This is a genomic window from Clostridium neuense, from assembly GCF_045310695.1.
Classification (GTDB): Bacteria; Bacillota; Clostridia; order Clostridiales; family Clostridiaceae; genus Clostridium_S; species Clostridium_S neuense.
The window spans coordinates 37,424-54,709 of record NZ_JBJIAA010000013.1 but is presented as its reverse complement, the minus strand read 5'-3'; the positions used below and the strand labels follow the sequence as shown (position 1 = coordinate 54,709).

The 17,286-nt window shown below is 31.3% G+C and carries 19 protein-coding genes; 18 read left to right on the top strand and 1 reads right to left on the bottom strand.

Features of this window, described 5'->3' with window-relative positions; genetic code table 11:
- The first annotated feature begins 267 nt into the window (after nt 1-267).
- The 13 genes from ACJDT4_RS15745 to ACJDT4_RS15685 all read left to right on the top strand — a co-directional run bounded on the left by ACJDT4_RS15745 (nt 268) and on the right by ACJDT4_RS15685 (nt 10,107).
- Nucleotides 268-2,124, top strand: a complete 1,857-nt coding sequence (locus ACJDT4_RS15745) for an Nramp family divalent metal transporter (RefSeq protein ID WP_406788530.1) — start codon at nt 268-270, stop codon at nt 2,122-2,124.
- A 46-nt stretch (nt 2,125-2,170) separates the two neighbouring features.
- Nucleotides 2,171-2,947, top strand: coding sequence for an alpha/beta fold hydrolase (locus ACJDT4_RS15740; protein WP_406788529.1), 777 nt, complete (start codon nt 2,171-2,173; stop codon nt 2,945-2,947).
- 70 nt (nt 2,948-3,017) lie between these two features.
- Entirely contained in the window at nt 3,018-3,212 is a 195-nt protein-coding gene (locus tag ACJDT4_RS15735; protein ID WP_406788528.1) for a hypothetical protein, read from the top strand.
- A gap of 68 nt (nt 3,213-3,280) precedes the next feature.
- Complete coding sequence (locus tag ACJDT4_RS15730; protein WP_406788527.1) at nt 3,281-4,009, top strand: alpha/beta fold hydrolase; 729 nt, start codon at nt 3,281-3,283, stop codon at nt 4,007-4,009.
- A gap of 702 nt (nt 4,010-4,711) precedes the next feature.
- Nucleotides 4,712-4,948: a FeoA family protein gene (locus ACJDT4_RS15725; RefSeq protein WP_406788526.1), complete on the top strand. Its 237-nt coding sequence runs from the start codon at nt 4,712-4,714 to the stop codon at nt 4,946-4,948.
- A gap of 25 nt (nt 4,949-4,973) precedes the next feature.
- Nucleotides 4,974-5,207 carry a FeoA family protein gene (locus ACJDT4_RS15720; protein ID WP_406788525.1) on the top strand — a complete coding sequence of 78 codons (234 nt, stop codon included), beginning with the start codon at nt 4,974-4,976 and terminating at the stop codon, nt 5,205-5,207.
- Between the two features lie 23 nt (nt 5,208-5,230).
- Nucleotides 5,231-7,273 carry a ferrous iron transport protein B gene (gene feoB / locus ACJDT4_RS15715; protein WP_406788524.1) on the top strand — a complete coding sequence of 681 codons (2,043 nt, stop codon included), beginning with the start codon at nt 5,231-5,233 and terminating at the stop codon, nt 7,271-7,273.
- A gap of 69 nt (nt 7,274-7,342) precedes the next feature.
- On the top strand, nt 7,343-7,969 hold the full coding sequence (locus tag ACJDT4_RS15710; protein ID WP_406788523.1) for an HD-GYP domain-containing protein: 627 nt from the start codon (nt 7,343-7,345) through the stop codon (nt 7,967-7,969).
- 6 nt (nt 7,970-7,975) lie between these two features.
- On the top strand, nt 7,976-8,419 hold the full coding sequence (locus ACJDT4_RS15705; protein WP_406788522.1) for a Fur family transcriptional regulator: 444 nt from the start codon (nt 7,976-7,978) through the stop codon (nt 8,417-8,419).
- A 17-nt stretch (nt 8,420-8,436) separates the two neighbouring features.
- Nucleotides 8,437-8,709 (top strand): transcriptional regulator, encoded by a 273-nt coding sequence (locus ACJDT4_RS15700; RefSeq protein ID WP_406788521.1) that lies wholly within the window; start codon nt 8,437-8,439, stop codon nt 8,707-8,709.
- Between the two features lie 51 nt (nt 8,710-8,760).
- Nucleotides 8,761-9,030 carry a DUF2325 domain-containing protein gene (locus ACJDT4_RS15695; protein WP_406788520.1) on the top strand — a complete coding sequence of 90 codons (270 nt, stop codon included), beginning with the start codon at nt 8,761-8,763 and terminating at the stop codon, nt 9,028-9,030.
- A gap of 13 nt (nt 9,031-9,043) precedes the next feature.
- Complete coding sequence (locus ACJDT4_RS15690) at nt 9,044-9,472, top strand: flavodoxin (protein ID WP_406788519.1); 429 nt, start codon at nt 9,044-9,046, stop codon at nt 9,470-9,472.
- Between the two features lie 29 nt (nt 9,473-9,501).
- Complete coding sequence (locus ACJDT4_RS15685) at nt 9,502-10,107, top strand: DUF3793 family protein (protein WP_406788518.1); 606 nt, start codon at nt 9,502-9,504, stop codon at nt 10,105-10,107.
- Between the two features lie 285 nt (nt 10,108-10,392).
- Here the strand turns inward: ACJDT4_RS15685 and ACJDT4_RS15680 are convergent, their stop codons facing one another.
- Nucleotides 10,393-10,812, bottom strand: coding sequence for a hypothetical protein (locus ACJDT4_RS15680; RefSeq protein ID WP_406788517.1), 420 nt, complete (start codon nt 10,810-10,812; stop codon nt 10,393-10,395).
- 193 nt (nt 10,813-11,005) lie between these two features.
- Here ACJDT4_RS15680 and ACJDT4_RS15675 point away from each other — a divergent pair, with 193 nt between their 5' ends.
- From ACJDT4_RS15675 to opp4C, 5 genes are all read left to right on the top strand, one after another.
- Complete coding sequence (locus tag ACJDT4_RS15675; protein ID WP_479723306.1) at nt 11,006-11,860, top strand: ROK family protein; 855 nt, start codon at nt 11,006-11,008, stop codon at nt 11,858-11,860.
- Nucleotides 11,861-12,455: 595 nt separating this feature from the next.
- Nucleotides 12,456-13,364 (top strand): N-acetylmuramic acid 6-phosphate etherase, encoded by a 909-nt coding sequence (murQ, locus tag ACJDT4_RS15670; RefSeq protein WP_406788515.1) that lies wholly within the window; start codon nt 12,456-12,458, stop codon nt 13,362-13,364.
- Nucleotides 13,365-13,434: 70 nt separating this feature from the next.
- The gene (locus tag ACJDT4_RS15665; RefSeq protein ID WP_406788514.1) at nt 13,435-15,153 is read left to right on the top strand and encodes an ABC transporter substrate-binding protein; all 1,719 of its coding nucleotides are present in this window, start codon (nt 13,435-13,437) and stop codon (nt 15,151-15,153) included.
- 223 nt (nt 15,154-15,376) lie between these two features.
- Complete coding sequence (locus ACJDT4_RS15660) at nt 15,377-16,345, top strand: ABC transporter permease (protein WP_406788513.1); 969 nt, start codon at nt 15,377-15,379, stop codon at nt 16,343-16,345.
- A 12-nt stretch (nt 16,346-16,357) separates the two neighbouring features.
- Nucleotides 16,358-17,278, top strand: coding sequence for an oligopeptide ABC transporter permease (gene opp4C, locus ACJDT4_RS15655; protein WP_406788512.1), 921 nt, complete (start codon nt 16,358-16,360; stop codon nt 17,276-17,278).
- The last annotated feature ends 8 nt before the right edge of the window (nt 17,279-17,286 follow it).

The window sequence follows — 17,286 nt, the reverse complement described above, 5'->3', positions numbered from 1 at the left end:
AGATAATGCAAAAAGCATTAGGCATATTCGTTATTATAGCGATTGTGCCTTTTTGTATGTGATAATTAAAGAACTACTGTACCTAAATTTAAGTTATATATGTTTCAGAACGCCATATTCTACTCATTATGATACATGTATAACTTAATAGTTGAGCCGGTAAACCCATAATACAAATTAACTTGAAGAATTTACCGATAAGTAGTAAAATATAAATGAAGATGATTATCATTATCGATTACAATAACAGAGATAGGAGGGGAGTGTATGAAAGAAAATAGTAATTCTACTGTAAAGATATCAAAAGAATATGGATTTTTTAAAAGGTTATTTGCTTTTATTGGTCCAGCATATCTTGTTAGTGTTGGATATATGGATCCGGGAAATTGGGCTACAGATATTGCTGGAGGAAGCAAATTTGGATATAAACTTATATGGGTGATTTTATTATCTAATATAATGGCAATTATTTTTCAAAGTTTAAGTGCAAAGCTTGGTATTGTAACTGGAAAGGATTTGGCACAGGCTTGCAGCAGTCATTATAATAAAGGAATAAATGTAGTGCTTTGGATTTTGTGCGAAATAGCTATTATAGCTACTGATATAGCTGAAGTTTTAGGCTCTGCTATTGGATTATATTTAGTTTTTGGTATACCATTAATTTATGGTGTAATAATAACTGGTTTTGATACGCTAGTATTACTTCTTATAAACAATCTTGGTGTTAGGAAGATGGAAGCCTTCATAGTAATGCTTATATTTATCATAGGTGCAAGTTTTCTAGTTGAGATTTTAATTTCAAAACCTGACTTTCATGGTATTGCATTAGGCTTTGTTCCTAGTATTCCTAATAAAGATGCATTATTCATAGGAATAGGTATAATAGGAGCTACTATTATGCCGCATAATTTATACTTACATTCATCATTAGTTCAAACAAGAGATATAGAAAGAACAAATTCGGGAATTAGACAAGCTATAAAGTTCAATTTTATAGATTCTATAGTTGCTTTAAATTTAGCTTTCTTTGTTAATGCAGGTATTTTAATTTTATCAGCAGCGGTATTTTATAGAAGCGGAAATTATGGTGTGGATAATATTTTACAAGCATATAAGCTATTGCAGCCAATATTAGGAAGCAAATTAGCGCCAATACTTTTTGGAATAGCTTTGCTTGCAGCAGGTCAGTCATCAACTATTACAGGAACATATGCAGGGCAGATTGTAATGGAAGGCTTTATAAATTTAAGATTACAGCCTTGGGTAAGGCGTCTTATAACTAGAATTTTAGCTATAATTCCAGCAGTATTCACTATTTTATATTATGGAGAGAATGCAGCAGGTTCACTTCTAGTTTTGAGTCAAGTAATATTAAGTCTTCAATTAGCATTTGCTATAATTCCCCTTATACACTTTGTAAGTAGCAAATTTCTAATGAAAAACTTTGTCATAACTGTTAAGACAAAAATATTATCTTGGATTTTAGCTATTATAATTATAGTATTAAATGTGAAACTTGTAATAGATATATTGAGTGATTGGATAAATGGTGGTGCCAGTGTATTTCTATATATCCCTATATTAATTTTATGTATAATACTAGGAACCTTGCTAATGTACATTATGGTAGAACCTTTTGTTAAGAAAGTGTCTTATAGAGAAAATAAAAGTATACATGAAGACTTTGCTATGCCAGATATTGATGAAGTTAAAGCATATAAAAAAATTGCTCTTGCTCTCGATTTTAGTGCAAATGATAAGGCAATATTATCTCATGCTGTTAACATAGCAAATAATGATTCTACTTTAATTCTTATTCATGTAGTAGAGAGTGTTGGGGCAAATATATATGGAGCAAATATTGAGGATAGTGAGACAATGAAAGATGAGGAAATGCTTCAAAATTATGTGGAAGCTTTAAAAAGTATTGGTATTAATAATGTGGTTACAGAAATTGGTTATGGAAAATCAGCTGCAGTCTTATCAAAAATTGTTAATAAAAATAATGCTGATATTATTATATTTGGAACTCATGGACACCGCGGAATTTACGATTTACTTTTTGGCACAACAATAGATAAAGTAAGACATAGGGTAAAAGTGCCAATGCTTATAGCTAAATAAATAGTTTGCAGAGGTTAAATTAATTTATAAATAGGGAGAACAAAATATGAAATTTTATGAGTTTGGTAATATAAATAATCCGGTTATTATTTTGCTTCCAGGGACATGCTGTCATTGGAAAAATAATTATGATCATGTTTTAGATTTACTTACAGAGTCATTTTATGTGGTGTGTGTATCCTATGATGGCTTTGATGAAACGGAGCAAACAGAATTTTGTGATATGATTACAGAAACTGAAAAAATAGAGGAGTATATAAATGACAAATTTAATGGAAGAGTTCATGCTGTATATGGATGTTCACTGGGAGGATCACTTGTAGGATTACTTATACAAAGAAAACAAATTCATATGAAGCATGGAATTTTGGGTAGTTCTGATCTAGATCAAGAAGATAAATGGAAGGCAAAGATGCAGACAAAAATATTTGTACCAATTGTATATCATATTATTCATAAAGGGAAAATTAATAGGTTAACTGCTTGGTATATGAAAAAGCGTGTTGATGAACAATATATGAAAGAATTCATGCATATTATGCTGGGAGTAGGAGGGCAAAAGCTGGATTTTGTAACGAAACGAAGTATGGAAAATCAGTTTTATTCTGACCTTATAACGAAAATGGAAGATGGAATAGATGTTACTGGTACTAGTGTACATTGTTTGTATGCAGCAAAAATGGGAGAAATATATTTAAAAAGATATAAGCAGCATTTTAAAAATCCTCATATTGTTAAGCATGATTTGAAGCATGAAGAACTGTTAGCATGTAGACCAAATGAATGGGTAGAAGTAATTAAGAAATGTATAAGTTTATTATAATAAAGTAAACAGGGTGTTTGTGTGAATGCATATTATTATGGTACTTATGTAGTATTAAAGGGGACGGAATATGAAGATGAAATTTTATGAGTTTGGATGCAAAAATGAGAAAATATTTTTAATGTTTCATGGCTCGTGTATGACATGGGATATGTATGAGAAATCAATAAAAATTATGGATGCTGGACATGGAGAATATTGCTTGAAGTTTCCAGATGAATTTGCGGCAGATATATTGCAGAGGCTAGAAAAGAAGGTAAATTAAAGTTTTAATTGAATAGCATTATACTTATTGTTGATAAAGTTATTTTTGATAAAAGGGATGATTATTGTATGAAATTTAAAACTATTGGTAATCATAATGGCCACAAAATTTTGCTTATACATGCTATGTTTGTAACCTCAGAAAGTTTTGGGGCTTTAACAGAATACCTAAAAAAGGACTATTTAATAATTACACCGACATTAGATGGACATGATATAAGTGAAAATTCTATATTTTTATCAGTTGAAGATGAGGCAGATAAAATACTTGATTATTTGGAAGATAATGATATTAAAGAATTAGATTTTGTATTGGGCACATCCTTAGGTGCTATCATTGCATTTGAGATATATAAGCGAAACAAAATTAATATAAATAAAGTATATTTGGATGGGGGACCATTCTTTAAATTTGGACCATTGGTACAGAAAATTTTAACAAAAAAATTCTTGGATATTTGTAGTAGGATACAACAAAATCCTGAAAAAGCTGTTAATAAATTAGATATTTTATTCCCTGGATTAGGCAATCAAATGTTTGATGTATGCAGCCATATAACAGAAGATAGCGTTAAAAATTTGGCACGTGCTTGTTATAGCTTTAAATTACCTGATTTAAATATTGAGGCACAAAAATCTGTTGTATTTTTATATGGTACTAAAGAATCAGCACGTTTATGCATTTTTAGGCTAAGAAAGTATAAATATAGTCGTATTATTAAAAAGAGAGGCTTTAGCCATTGCGGCTATTTACTATCGTGTCCAGAAGAGTATGCGGAAATGCTCAAAGCCAATTAAATTGTTTTTTTGCAATAAAAGGGATGCAAAGATTCATGCCTAAAATTCCGTAGGCACGGAGGAATTTTTTTCTTGTATTACACAAAATTAGCTCACAATATGGACTTGTTATTTTCTTTCAGATGTCTAAAAAATCCTAATAAATCTTGGTTCAAAAATTGTAAAATGCTTAGATATTTCAATTGTCTGAGCATTTTTTTAGCGAGTTACTCTCGAATCTTAGTATTTTATGATTTTGGAACCTTAGATTTATAGGATTTTTTTAATGCGACGAAGCATTGTTACTTCGCAATTTTTTTACAGGTACAGCACAGCCAGTTTTTTCCTCTATTAAGTCTATAGTTATATTATTAAATCCAGCATCTTTTAATCAGTTAGTTCAAAATGCCTTAATTCATCAGTTGTCTTTTTACATTGATTTAATCTTTTTGTAATTTCACTCATAAGTTCATCTTTCTACTTTATTGATAATAAATAATTAATGTTATCATGGCGCGAATTATATAACATTTTTGTTATATCGCAATTATTATTTCCTGTTAATTCAAATCAAGGTGATAAAAAATAAATTACCTATTGACATATCACTTGGAAAGTAATAGAATAAACACGTGATAATGATTATCAATCATTAATGATAATCAAAATCAACGAAATAATTTATAATATTTACTTTTGTTATTTTTTTAGGAGTGTGATGTTATGTTAAATGGTATAGGTTTAAATGAAGTTGAAATTAAATCTAAAGTTAAAGTTGTTGGCATAGTTCCAGAAAGCAAGGTAAGAAGAAAGATTATGGACATGGGCATTGTTAGAGGAACTGAAATTTTTGTGGCCGGAAAAGCACCAATGGGTGATCCAATAGCTATTCAGCTTAGAGGGTACAATTTAAGTTTAAGAAAAAATGAAGCAAAGGACATTTTAGTAGAACTAATATAAAAATTATATTGAAGGGGGTATTTGTATGAATGAAAAAAGTATGCCATTAAATGCAGTATCAATGGGAAGAAGTGCAGAAATAAAAGATGTAGTTGGCGGAGAAAACATGTGTAAAAAATTAATGGAAATGGGACTTAGCAAAGGAACAATAATTGAGATAATGAATAATGATATAGGCCATTTAGTAGTAAAGCTTGGCGAAACAAGACTTGTACTTGGAAGGTCAATGGCACAAAAAGTTATGGTTAGAGAAGTTTAGAAATATTAAATGGAGGGCTGATAATGAGTAAAGATTTAGTAATTGCTTTAGCTGGTAATCCTAACTGTGGTAAAACTAGCTTGTTTAATGAACTTACAGGGTCAAGACAGCATGTAGGAAACTGGCCTGGTGTTACAGTTGAGAAAAAAGAGGGTAAATTAAAGTTTCAAGGTAGAGACATAACTATAGTTGATTTACCAGGAACATATAGCTTAGGCGCATATTCAGAAGATGAAGTAGTAGCTCGTGATTTTATACTTAAGGAAAAACCAGATGTGGTTATCAATGTTGTGGATTCATGCAACCTTGAAAGAAATTTATATCTTACAATGCAGATTCTTGAAACTGGAGCTAAAGTTGTTTTGGCACTAAATATGATGGATGAAGCTAAGAATAAAAATATAGAAATTGATGTAAAAAAACTATCATCAGCCATTGGAATCCCAGCAGTTCCAACAGTAGCACCAAAGAAACAGGGAATAAATGAACTTGTAAGTGCAGCAGTTGAACTTGGAGATTCCTCTAATAGTGATTTATATAAAATTAATTATGGTTCTAAAGTTGAACAAGAAATCAAAGAAATTGAAAGTGCTTTTTCAGAAAGTGCTGCAGCATTAGAGTATCCAAGCTCATGGACAGCATTAAAGCTTATAGAAAATGATGAATATATAAATAAGTATGTAAATGAAAAAGCAAAATCAAATGCTGTGAAAAATCAGGTTCAAAATAGCATAGAAAGTCTTACCAAAGCAATTGGATATGAACCGGATGCTTTTATAATTGATAAGAGATATGAAAAAATAAGTGAGGTAGTTAAAGGCAGTGTTAAAAAAGATGTTGTTATTAAAGAAACAGCTTCAGATAAAATAGATAAAGTTGTTACTAACAAATGGCTTGGCATACCAATATTTGCAATCATAATGTTTGGAGTTTATCAAGTTTCTATAGGACTAGGTAATGGAACACTTTCGGATTTAGTCAATGATTTAATAGGACAGCTTGGTACTAATGTTGATTTTACCCTTAGGCAGATAGGAGTTCCAGATCTTATAGGAGATTTTGTTCGTGATGGTATTTTTGGCGGCGTTGGTTCAGTTCTTGGATTTTTCCCTATGATTCTCATAATGTTTTTCTTGATATCACTTCTTGAAGACAGCGGGTACATGGCAAGAGCAGCATATGTAATGGATAGACTTATGCATGCAGTTGGGCTTCACGGTAAAACAGCAGTATCGCTTATAGTTGGATCAGGCTGTAATGTTGCAGGAATAATGTCAGCAAGAACACTTGAAAATAAAAAGGATAGAATGATAGCTATTTTAATAAGCCCGTTTATGTCATGTCCAGCAAGACTGGAAATTTACGGACTGTTTATTGGGGCATTCTTTGCAAATAAAAAAATAGGAATATTTAGTGAAGGTGGACTTATAGTATTTATACTTTATGCTTTAGGTATTACAGTTGCAATATTAATGGGTAAATTTTTAAGTTCAAAAGTATTTAAAGGTGAAAACTCATATTTTGTTATGGAATTACCTCCTTATCGTATACCAACTCTTAAAGGAATTTTAATTCACATGTGGGAAAAATCAAGTCACTTCTTAAAGAAAGCAGGAACAGTTATTCTCGTTGTATGCATAGTTGTTTGGGTACTTACTAATTTACCAGCAGGTGCTCAGCAGGATAAAACAATACTAGCAAGATTGGGAGCATTAATAGCGCCTATATTTAAACCAGCAGGTTTTGGAACTTGGCAGGCAGGAGTTGCTCTTATAACAGGATTTGCAGCTAAGGAAGCTGTTGTTGGTACCTTTGGAACAATTTATGGAGTAGATCAAGGAGTACATCTTTTCCATGCTATACAAAATACCTTTACACCACTTACAGCAATGTCATTTATGGTAATGTGCCTTTTATATGTTCCATGCGTTGCAACAATAGGAGCAATAAAGAGTGAAACTAATTCAAGTAAATGGGCATGGGGAGCAGTAGCATATACCTGTGCGATTGGCTGGATATGTGCAGTAATAGTATATCAAGTAGGAAGACTTATAGGATTCGTTTAAATTACAGCTTGCATTGAGAATGAATATTAGTATCATTGCGTTGCGATTAAGCTGAGAGGAGTTATGTGTGTGCTGCTAAATAATATTTTTAGATTATTATACAAAAACAGCTATCATGATATGAGTGAAAGTCTTGTTGCTGCACTTGAAGCTAAGGATTATTATACCTGTGGTCACTCTAAAAGAGTAGCTTCTATGGTGTGTGAATTATCTAAAAAACTTGGAGTTAAAGGAAAAGAATTTGAGGATATTCATATAGCAGCACACTTGCATGATATCGGCAAGATAGGTATACCAGATAAAATTTTAAATAAAAATGAAAAACTTAATTCAAATGAATGGAGCTATATTAAGGCTCATCCACAAATAGGATATGATATATTAAGTAAATCAAATAAGCTGAAAAATATAAGTAAAATGGTTCTGCACCATCATGAAAGCTGGAATGGAAAAGGATATCCTGATGGATTATCAAAATTTGAAATACCTTTTGGTTCAAGAATAATTTCAGTATGCGATTCAATAGATGCAATGACTTCCACAAGATCATATAGAGAGGCTTTAAGCTTTGAAAAATGTATAAACGAAATATATGCTAATCGTGGGATTATGTTTGATCCATTAATAGTGGATTGTGTTTTAGATAATGTTTTTGAATTTGAAAAGATTATAAACAGTTTTAAAGCAAAGGGATAGTGATATATGGATAAATCAGATTATATTGAAGCTGCGAAAATAAAATTGAAGGCTAGAGGATACAAGCTTACTTATCCAAGATTTGAAATGTTAAATATTATATGTGATAGTAAAAAACACATGGATGCTTATGAAATTTATGATAAAGTTAAAGAAAAAAACATTGGGCTTAGCACGGTATATAGAAATATTTTAATATTTGAGAAGGTTGGAGTTTTAAAAAAGATATGTGTTTCTAAGGTTGGTTATTATGAGTTAGAACCTTTAGGAAAATACAAAATTCATATTCACGGTAAATGTGTTAAATGCAATAAAATTATGGATTTAGATTACAAGTATATTAAAAATTATTTAAATGAATTTGTTTCTAAATTACAAGGTTATGATAATATTTCAATTGAAGGCGTGAGTATAATATTATCAGTTTTATGTGAAAAATGTAAAGCATAATAGAAAGGATGATTTTTATGATGATGAAAATTTTAAAAAGACTTTCAGAAGGTGGATTATATTCAAATAAGATAATGGCTAAAGAGCTTGGAGTAGATGAGAGTATAGTAGAACAAATGATATCACAGCTTGAAAGACTCGGATATATAAAAAAGGATAACATGAATGCTTCGTCAGGCTGTGATTGCAGCTGTTGTAGTACTAAAAAAAGCAAAAGTTGTTGCAGTGGGAAAGATAATGTAAACATTGATTTATGGAAGATTACTGAAAAAGGAAGAGCGGCGGTATAAGAGTATAACTTTTATTGAGAATGATAATCAGTAAATAAAGGAAAGATGTGAATGAGTGTTTTAGTTGTTGGAGGAGATAGGCTTGGAAATATCGAAGACAAATTAGCTCAAAATGGATTTTCTGATATATTTCATATAACGGGAAGAAAACGTGGAGATAGAAAATTTAAAATACCAAATCAAATAGATTTAGTTTTGGTTTTAGTAGATTATATAGAGCATCCACTTATGAATCTTATAAAAAAAGAAACAAGAAAGCAGGGTATAAAGCTTGTTTTTTCTAAACGGGCTTGGTCACATATCAAAAATAAAATAAATTAGGAGGGATTAAGTTATGAAAAAAATATCAATTATTTATTGGAGTGGTACAGGTAATACAGAAGCTATGGCAAAAGGAATAAAAAAAGGAGCAGAAGGAGAAAATACAGATGTAAAAATTATTAGTGTAAGTGATGCATCAATTGATGATGTATTAAATGCTGATTTAGTAGCTTTTGGCTGTCCAGCTATGGGTGATGAACAGCTTGAGGAGACTGAAATGGAACCATTTATATCAGCTGCTTCTGAAGCTGTTAAAGGAAAGAATATTGTTTTATTTGGTTCATATGGCTGGGGCAGTGGAGACTGGATGAATAGCTGGGAAAAGCAAATGGAGGATTATGGAGCAAATCTTGTAGAAGAAAGCCTTATAATAAATAATGAACCAGATGATAGTGGACTTGAGCAATGCGAAAGATTAGGTAAAATACTAGCAGCAGAATAAAAATTTAAAATGCAGCGGGAGGATGTTTCATGAGTAAAGAGGAGGCAGCTGAATTTTTCAATATTATTAATCGTTATGATGATTTTGAATATTTATTATTAGTAATAATAAGTAATTGTGCACCAACTTTAAAGAAGCAGAAAACAGCCTCCTTAATTAATTTTACCAATAATGTACGAGAGTTAAATTTATTATGGGAGCAGTACAAGGATAGAGTAAGAAGAGAACTGAAGATTAACTTTTTTGAGTTGAAAAAGAATAAAAATAGTGTTGTGGTGCTGTTTTACGATGATAAACTACTTAAACTTAGTATAAAAGACAAAAGAAATATAAGGTTTTTAGAGAGATTTGGATACAATGACTGCATGAATGTTTACGAGTGTTTATGTCTATTAAGTAAAAGATATCAAAATATGTGTCCACATGAAATTGGTGTTTTTCTAGGCTATCCTATAGAAGATGTAATAGCATTTGTTGATTATCCTAATATAAAATGTAAATTAACAGGATATTGGAAGGTTTATTATAATGAAGAAAGAGCTAAAGTAATTTTTAGCACTTATGATTTAATAAAGCAAAATGTAACTGAACTTATTCTTAAAGGATATAAGCCTACGGAATTAAAATTTAAATAATGTGAAGTAATAATGCTTTGTCGCATTAAAAAAATTCTATAAGGCTAAGACTCAAAAATCCTAAAATTCTAAGATGTTTCAATAACTCGCTGAAAGGATGCTCAAACAGATTGAAATATCTAAGTATTTTAGGATTTTTGAGTCAAGTTTTATTAGAATTTTTTTAAACTGCTCCTTCAGCATTGTTACTTCGCTCCTACGGTGGTACAAGGAAAAAATTCCTTCGTACCTACGGAATTTTAGGCACGAATTTAACTGAATCTAGTGTACAAGGTCATCTTTATTTTAGTTTTGCTTATATAATCCAAAACCAGTTATAACTAATTTATCCCAACCAGTGGCTTCATCAGTAATCCAATTATGCTCAATGTTAAGTTCCTTTAACCAAGCATTAAGACCACTGCTTTTTTTACTTACATTTGGTGACTTTCTTCCAAAGCTTTCTCTTATCATTTCAAGCAGCTCTACTTGTTCTTCTTTTCCCAATTCTTTATTTAGAAGTTTTTCTATAGCTTCGTGACATTCCGAATAGGATTTATGATCTTCAAAATATATTTCATTAGCTAATAATTGTCTTTTGTTATTTAGAGTATCCCTTACTTCATTTATTTCTTCTTCATTTGATAAATATTTTTTAGCGATGTTTAGGGCAGCAATATCAGTATCTAGTTTAATTATAGAACGTTCTAATTTCTCATTTCGCATTTTAATGTCCTCACCTTACATTTTTTTATTAGTCATTAATAAATGACGATAAATAATTATATCATTAATTATTATAAAATGAAAATTTTCAAATTTTATTGACAATATTTTATCTAAATGGTATTTTAAAAGTGAACATATTTACTCGATAACGCACAAAAACGAAAACTTAACGAAAGAAGGAATTAATTTGATGTATGGAGCTATTGAAGCAGGTGGAACAAAATTTGTTTGTGCTGTAAGTGATGAAAACCTAAACATTTTGGAAAGAGAGAGCATTAAAACAACAGTTCCAGCTGAAACTATGAATTTAGTATTTAAATTCTTCGATAAATTTAAATTAGAGGCAATAGGAGTAGGTTCTTTTGGTCCTATTGACATAAATAAGAAATCCAAAACTTATGGCTACATAACTAATACTCCTAAAAAAGGATGGGCTAATTATGATTTTGTAGGAGCTATAAAGGAGAGATATAATATTCCAGTTGGTTTTACTACAGATGTAAATGCTGCAGCTTTAGGAGAGTTAAAAAAGGGCGCTGCTGTTGGTTTAGACAGCTGTGTTTATTTAACTGTTGGAACTGGAATAGGAGGAGGAGCAGTTGTTAATGGTAAGCTCCTTGAAGGATATGGACATCCAGAAATGGGTCATATATTGGTTAGAAAGCATGAAGCAGATAAATATGAAGGAAATTGTCCATTTCATAAAACTTGTTTAGAAGGTCTTGCTGCTGGTCCAGCAATAGAAGCAAGATGGGGTAAAAAAGGATATGATTTAGCAGACAAGGAAGAAGTATGGGAAATGGAAGCCTATTACATTGCTCAGGGTCTTATGACATATACTTTAACCTTGAGCCCAGAGAGAATTGTATTAGGAGGAGGAGTAATGAAACAACTTCAGCTTTTCCCTCTTATAAGAAAAGAATTAGAAAAACTCATGGCAAAGTATGTATCTATGCCTAATTTGGATGAATATATAGTACCTCCAGCACTTGGGGATAATGCAGGGATTACTGGTTGTTTACTTTTAGCAATGGAAACAAAATAAAAATAATGCGAAGTAACAATGCTTCGTCACATTAAAAAAGTCCTATAAATCTTGGTGACTATTTTAAAATAGTGCTTGCTTTGAGTTCAAGAAGGATAATGGGCAAAGCCCAAACCTCGTGTATGTTTATACTCGCTGAGAGGATGCTCAGACAATTGAAATATCTAAGTATTTTACAATTTTTGAACCAAGATTTATTAGGACTTTTTTAAACTGTTCCTTCAGCATTGTTCCTTCGCTCTTACGGTAGTGCAAGGAAAAAATTCCTCCGTACCTATGGAATTTTAGGTAGTTGCAGAATTAAAATAAAAGGTGAAGGCAATATGTTGAATATAAATTACAGGTAAAATTATACCTGTAATTTTTTTGCGTAAAAAATAATATTATTTAGAATGTTTTTAATTCAATATATTTACATAAATTACATAAAAGGTATAGATACATAACATATTATTAATAAATCATATATATAAATAATAAATCATTAATAAAATAGTAGCTATTTTATTAATAGTGTTGACAATTTATTTTATAGATGATAATATATTTATGAAATAAAGTTTTAAAAATACATAAACAAGTTTGGGGTGTGAAAATGAGTTCATATTTAGAAAGTCTTATCACCGAGCAAGTAAATGTCAATACCAAGAATATCGATACGATGAGTACAGTTGAGATACTTAATTCTATAAATAACGAGGATATTAAAGTTGCTTATGCTGTTAAAGAAGAAATTCCCGGTATTGCCAAGGCTGTAGATGTTGTTAGTGAAAAATTAAAAAATAATGGAAGACTTTTTTATGTTGGAGCTGGAACGAGTGGAAGGCTTGGAATATTAGATGCTTCAGAATGCCCGGCAACATATAGTACTGATCCGGAAATAGTACAAGGAATTATAGCTGGTGGAAATAAAGCGATTTTTACATCAATTGAAGGTGCTGAAGATGATGAAGAAAAGGGGAGAAACCTTATAAAAGAAAAAGGCATGAATCCAAAGGATGTTGTAATAGGAATAACAGCGAGCGGACGAACTCCTTTTGTAATTGGGGCGATTAAAGAAGCTAAAAAGAATGGAATTGTGACTATAGGAATAAGTAATAATAAGAATTCAGTAATAAATAAAGAAGTTGACATTAAAATTAATCCTATTGTAGGACCGGAAGTTATTATGGGGTCAACAAGAATGAAAGCGGGAACTTCACAAAAACTTATTCTTAACATGATAACTACTGCATCAATGATAAAGCTTGGTAAAGTATATGGAAATCTTATGGTTGATCTTCAGCTTAGTAATAAAAAGTTAATAGATAGAGCAGTTAGAATAATTGAGTATGCTGCCAATGTAAATAAAGATACAGCTAAAGAATATTTAGAAAAGTCAGACTTTAATCCTAAAGTTTCTATTGTAATGCTAAAAACCGGCACAAAAAAGGATGAAGCTGAGGAATTGTTAAAAAAAGCAAATGGATTTGTAACACAAGCTATAAAAGCATATTTTAAATAAAATTTATTATTTTAAATCGACATCAGTACAGACAAGCTAATAATAAAAAATCATTTAAGGGGGAAAAAATATGAAAAAAAAATTAATTATCTTTTCTGTGATAACTGCCATGTTTTCTTCAATAGCTCTTACAGGGTGTGGAAGCAGCACTTCCAGCAATTCTACTGCAAAGGATAATGCTGAACCTAAGGTAGAGAATGTTGTAAAGGTAACTAAGGCTTCAGATAAGAGCAAAGTTCCTGATTCAGCTCAAAAAAGAAAGGATACCTTGATAATAGGTAATGGTGTACCTGGAGGGAATTTTGTGAGTTTCTATGCTCAAACACTCACAGATGCTTATGTTAGTGATGCGGTTAGTGATGGACTTGTAGACTGGGATGATAATGGAAAGCCAATTCCAGGCATAGCTAAAAGTTGGGATATATCAAGCGATGGCTTAACATATACTTTCCATTTGAGAGATGATGTTAAATTTAGTAATGGCAAACCTCTTACTGCTGATGATGTTAAATTTTCACTAGAGTTAGTATTTGATCCTAGTTTTTCAGGAGCAGTAGATTGTAAATCAATACCTATTAAAGGTGGAGAAGCTTTCAAATCAGGAAGTGCTAAGGATATTGAAGGCATAAAGGTTAAAGATGCCCATACAATATCAGTAACGCTTGAAAAGGCTAACTCTTCAATATTATATCTTATAGGTACAACTATTATTTCAAAGGATTACTTTGGAAATGATTACACTCCAGGAAATACTAAGGGAGTAGAGGCAAAACTTCAAAAGCCAATAGGGTGCGGGGCATATGAGGTTACTAAATATATACCTGGGCAAGAAGTTGATCTTACAGCTAATAGCTATTATTGGAAAGGTACACCTAAGATCAAAAACTTAATATTTAAGGCTACAACTGAGGAAAATAAAATGCAGAATTTAACTTCTGGAGCAACGGACATAGACACATTTGATGGTACCCCTGAAAATATAGATCAATTAAAGTCAATGGGATTTGTTGACTATACTACATTCCCTTCATCAAGTATTTTCTATATAGGTGTAAATTGTAAGGATCCTAAATTTAGTGATAAAAAAGTGCGTCAGGCTCTTGAATATGGTTTGAACAGAGAGCAAATGGCTAAATCCGTATTCAAAGGAAATGCATATATAATTAATGAACCACAATCTAAGGCACATGCATCTTATACAAATGATGTTAATCAATATAAATATAATGTTTCTAAAGCAAACAAGCTTCTTGATGAAGCAGGTTGGAAAAAGGGTTCTGATGGAATAAGAGAAAAAGATGGCAAGAAATTTGTAATTCATCTAATGTCTTCATCAACTAATGCAGCTCATAAACTAGAAATACCAATTATAAAAGCAAATTACAAGCTTATTGGAATAGATGTTGAACCTGAGCTTATGGATCTTAATACCCTTTTAAGTAAGACAGATAAAAAAGATTTTGAAGCATATTTAATGGGAACATCTTTAGGAGCTGATGCCCTATCTTCAAACTTAGCAGCAAACTTTAAAACGGGTGCTCCAAGTAATAATATGTCGTATTCAAATTCAAAGGTAGATGATCTTATAGCACAAGCTTATGCAGAAAAGGATGAAAGTAAAAAGACAGCTATAGAGCAAAAAATATATAAAATTATTAACGAGGATTTGCCGTTTATATTTACTTATCAACCACAAACTGTATGGGCAAGCAGTTCTAGAGTAAATGGAGTTAAATTCTTACCTTATAACTCTTATCCTCATAGTTTATTTAAAGCAGAAATAAAATAAACCTCTTATTAAATTTAAATTAGGGTATGAAGTAATATATCGATTCACAATTCACAATGTGCATTAATGATGATTTATTGTTACAGCAATTTATATGATTATTGTAAAGTGTGCATTATGTTTTGTGAATTGATTTGGTTTGAGTTGTTTTTATAAAATTTGGTTTACATATTTACGGTATCTTGTTTAAAGAATAGATATGAAACAAGGAGGAGAATTATAAATGTTACGTTATATAGTGAAAAGACTGCTGCAAATGATTCCTATACTTTTGGGTGTGTCAATAGTTATATTTTTAGTATTTTCACTTGCACCAGGAGATATAGTTGATAATATGGGCGTAAACAGTCATATGAGCGCAGCTAAGGCAGCTCAATTAAGGCACTTATACCATCTAGACCAGTCAAAACCTATGCAGTATTTAAACTGGCTTAAGAATGCGCTAACAGGGAACTTTGGATATTCACTAGATTACAGGGAGCCAGTAAGTGTAGTTATAAAAAATTATATATGGAACTCATTTGCTCTTTCCTTTGCAGCATTTATAGCGGCAATACTTATTGCAATACCTATAGGAATTATATCTGCCACAAAGCAATATTCCATTTTCGACTCTGTTTTTACAGTAATAGCACTCGTAGGAATATCAATACCAGCGTTTTTTACAGGCTTACTTCTCATAAAATGGCTATGCGTAGACCTTAAGTTATTTCCAGTATCGGGAATGACAACCTCTGGTAGTAATGCTACAGGCATAAAGAGGATAGGAGATATAGCTTATCATATGTTTTTACCATTTGTTGTATTAACCTTTGAAAGTGTTGCAAGTCTTATGAGGTATATGAGAACTAGTATGCTTGAGGTTATAAGACAGGATTATATAGTAACAGCTAGGGCAAAAGGGCTAAAAGAAAGTGTTGTTATATATAAACATGCACTTAAAAATAGTTTAATTCCGGTAATAACAATACTTGGAATGTGGATTCCAGGATTGTTTTGTGGAGCTATAATTACAGAACAAATATTTTCATGGCCGGGAATTGGTAGAGTAGCACTTCAGGCAGTAAGCCATAGAGATTATGAACTTCTTATGGGCTTTAATATGCTAATTGCAATACTTACTCTTCTTGGAAATTTAGTTGCAGATATTGCTTATGCAATTGTTGATCCTAGAATTAGGCTTGAAGAATAAGGAGGGATTATAGTGGAAAGTAAAGTTAATACTAATATAAAAGTAGTAAATGCAGAGGAGAGAATTATAAGCCCTTCAAGGATGGCCTTTAATAGACTAAAAAAGAATAAACTTGCACTTGCAGGAATGTTCATACTTATATTCATGATTTTATTTTCAGTTCTGGGTCCTATAATATCTCCATATAGTGCTGAAACCATGGATTATAATAATCCAACTATAGGGCCAAGTCTTAAGCATTTACTTGGAACGGATGAACTTGGTAGAGATGTACTCACAAGACTCATGTGTGCAGGAAGAATTTCTTTAGCAGTTGGAGTTTCTGCTGTTGTGGTTGAAATCCTTGTTGGAAGTGTACTTGGTGCCGTTTCTGGATTTTATGGTGGAATAGTTGACAGCATAATTATGAGAATAGCTGATATTTTTTTATGCGTTCCATTTTTTCCAATATTAATTACTCTTTCAGCATTGTTTAGTGATTTAAAAATTCAGTCTCAATATAAAGTTCCTTTTTTGATGTTTATAATAGGAATATTGTCGTGGCCAGGATTAAGCCGTATTGTAAGGGGACAAATACTTACTTTAAGGGAACAGGAATTTATGCTTGCTACAAATTGCTTGGGACTTAAGGATAGAAAAAAGATATTTAAACATCTTCTTCCAAATACAATTCCGTCAATTATTGTATCGGCTACTCTTAATATAGGTAGTGCAATCTTAATAGAATCTTCACTTAGTTTTTTGGGATTGGGAGTTGTTCCACCAACGCCATCTTGGGGAAATATGGTCCAATCAGTAAGTGATTTATATAAGCTTCAGCACTATCCATGGCTTTGGGTTCCAGCGGGTATATGTATACTCTTTACAGTTGTAGCTATAAATATTTTTGGTGATGGGCTTAGAGATGCTTTAGATCCAAAATCAAAGAGATAGGAGGGCAT

What these genes read in the sequence shown, in the direction of transcription:
- feoB (WP_406788524.1), top strand. Translation starts at nt 5,231, where the DNA reads ATGAGTAAAGATTTAGTAATTGCTTTAGCTGGTAATCCTAACTGTGGT.
- ACJDT4_RS15675 (WP_479723306.1), top strand. Translation starts at nt 11,006, where the DNA reads ATGTATGGAGCTATTGAAGCAGGTGGAACAAAATTTGTTTGTGCTGTA.
- ACJDT4_RS15695 (WP_406788520.1), top strand. Translation starts at nt 8,761, where the DNA reads ATGAGTGTTTTAGTTGTTGGAGGAGATAGGCTTGGAAATATCGAAGAC.
- ACJDT4_RS15685 (WP_406788518.1), top strand. Translation starts at nt 9,502, where the DNA reads ATGAGTAAAGAGGAGGCAGCTGAATTTTTCAATATTATTAATCGTTAT.
- ACJDT4_RS15700 (WP_406788521.1), top strand. Translation starts at nt 8,437, where the DNA reads ATGATGATGAAAATTTTAAAAAGACTTTCAGAAGGTGGATTATATTCA.
- ACJDT4_RS15665 (WP_406788514.1), top strand. Translation starts at nt 13,435, where the DNA reads ATGAAAAAAAAATTAATTATCTTTTCTGTGATAACTGCCATGTTTTCT.
- ACJDT4_RS15725 (WP_406788526.1), top strand. Translation starts at nt 4,712, where the DNA reads ATGTTAAATGGTATAGGTTTAAATGAAGTTGAAATTAAATCTAAAGTT.
- ACJDT4_RS15735 (WP_406788528.1), top strand. Translation starts at nt 3,018, where the DNA reads ATGAAGATGAAATTTTATGAGTTTGGATGCAAAAATGAGAAAATATTT.
- ACJDT4_RS15720 (WP_406788525.1), top strand. Translation starts at nt 4,974, where the DNA reads ATGAATGAAAAAAGTATGCCATTAAATGCAGTATCAATGGGAAGAAGT.
- murQ (WP_406788515.1), top strand. Translation starts at nt 12,456, where the DNA reads ATGAGTTCATATTTAGAAAGTCTTATCACCGAGCAAGTAAATGTCAAT.
- ACJDT4_RS15660 (WP_406788513.1), top strand. Translation starts at nt 15,377, where the DNA reads ATGTTACGTTATATAGTGAAAAGACTGCTGCAAATGATTCCTATACTT.
- ACJDT4_RS15705 (WP_406788522.1), top strand. Translation starts at nt 7,976, where the DNA reads ATGGATAAATCAGATTATATTGAAGCTGCGAAAATAAAATTGAAGGCT.
- ACJDT4_RS15680 (WP_406788517.1), bottom strand. Translation starts at nt 10,812, where the DNA reads ATGCGAAATGAGAAATTAGAACGTTCTATAATTAAACTAGATACTGAT.
- ACJDT4_RS15740 (WP_406788529.1), top strand. Translation starts at nt 2,171, where the DNA reads ATGAAATTTTATGAGTTTGGTAATATAAATAATCCGGTTATTATTTTG.
- ACJDT4_RS15730 (WP_406788527.1), top strand. Translation starts at nt 3,281, where the DNA reads ATGAAATTTAAAACTATTGGTAATCATAATGGCCACAAAATTTTGCTT.
- ACJDT4_RS15690 (WP_406788519.1), top strand. Translation starts at nt 9,044, where the DNA reads ATGAAAAAAATATCAATTATTTATTGGAGTGGTACAGGTAATACAGAA.
- ACJDT4_RS15745 (WP_406788530.1), top strand. Translation starts at nt 268, where the DNA reads ATGAAAGAAAATAGTAATTCTACTGTAAAGATATCAAAAGAATATGGA.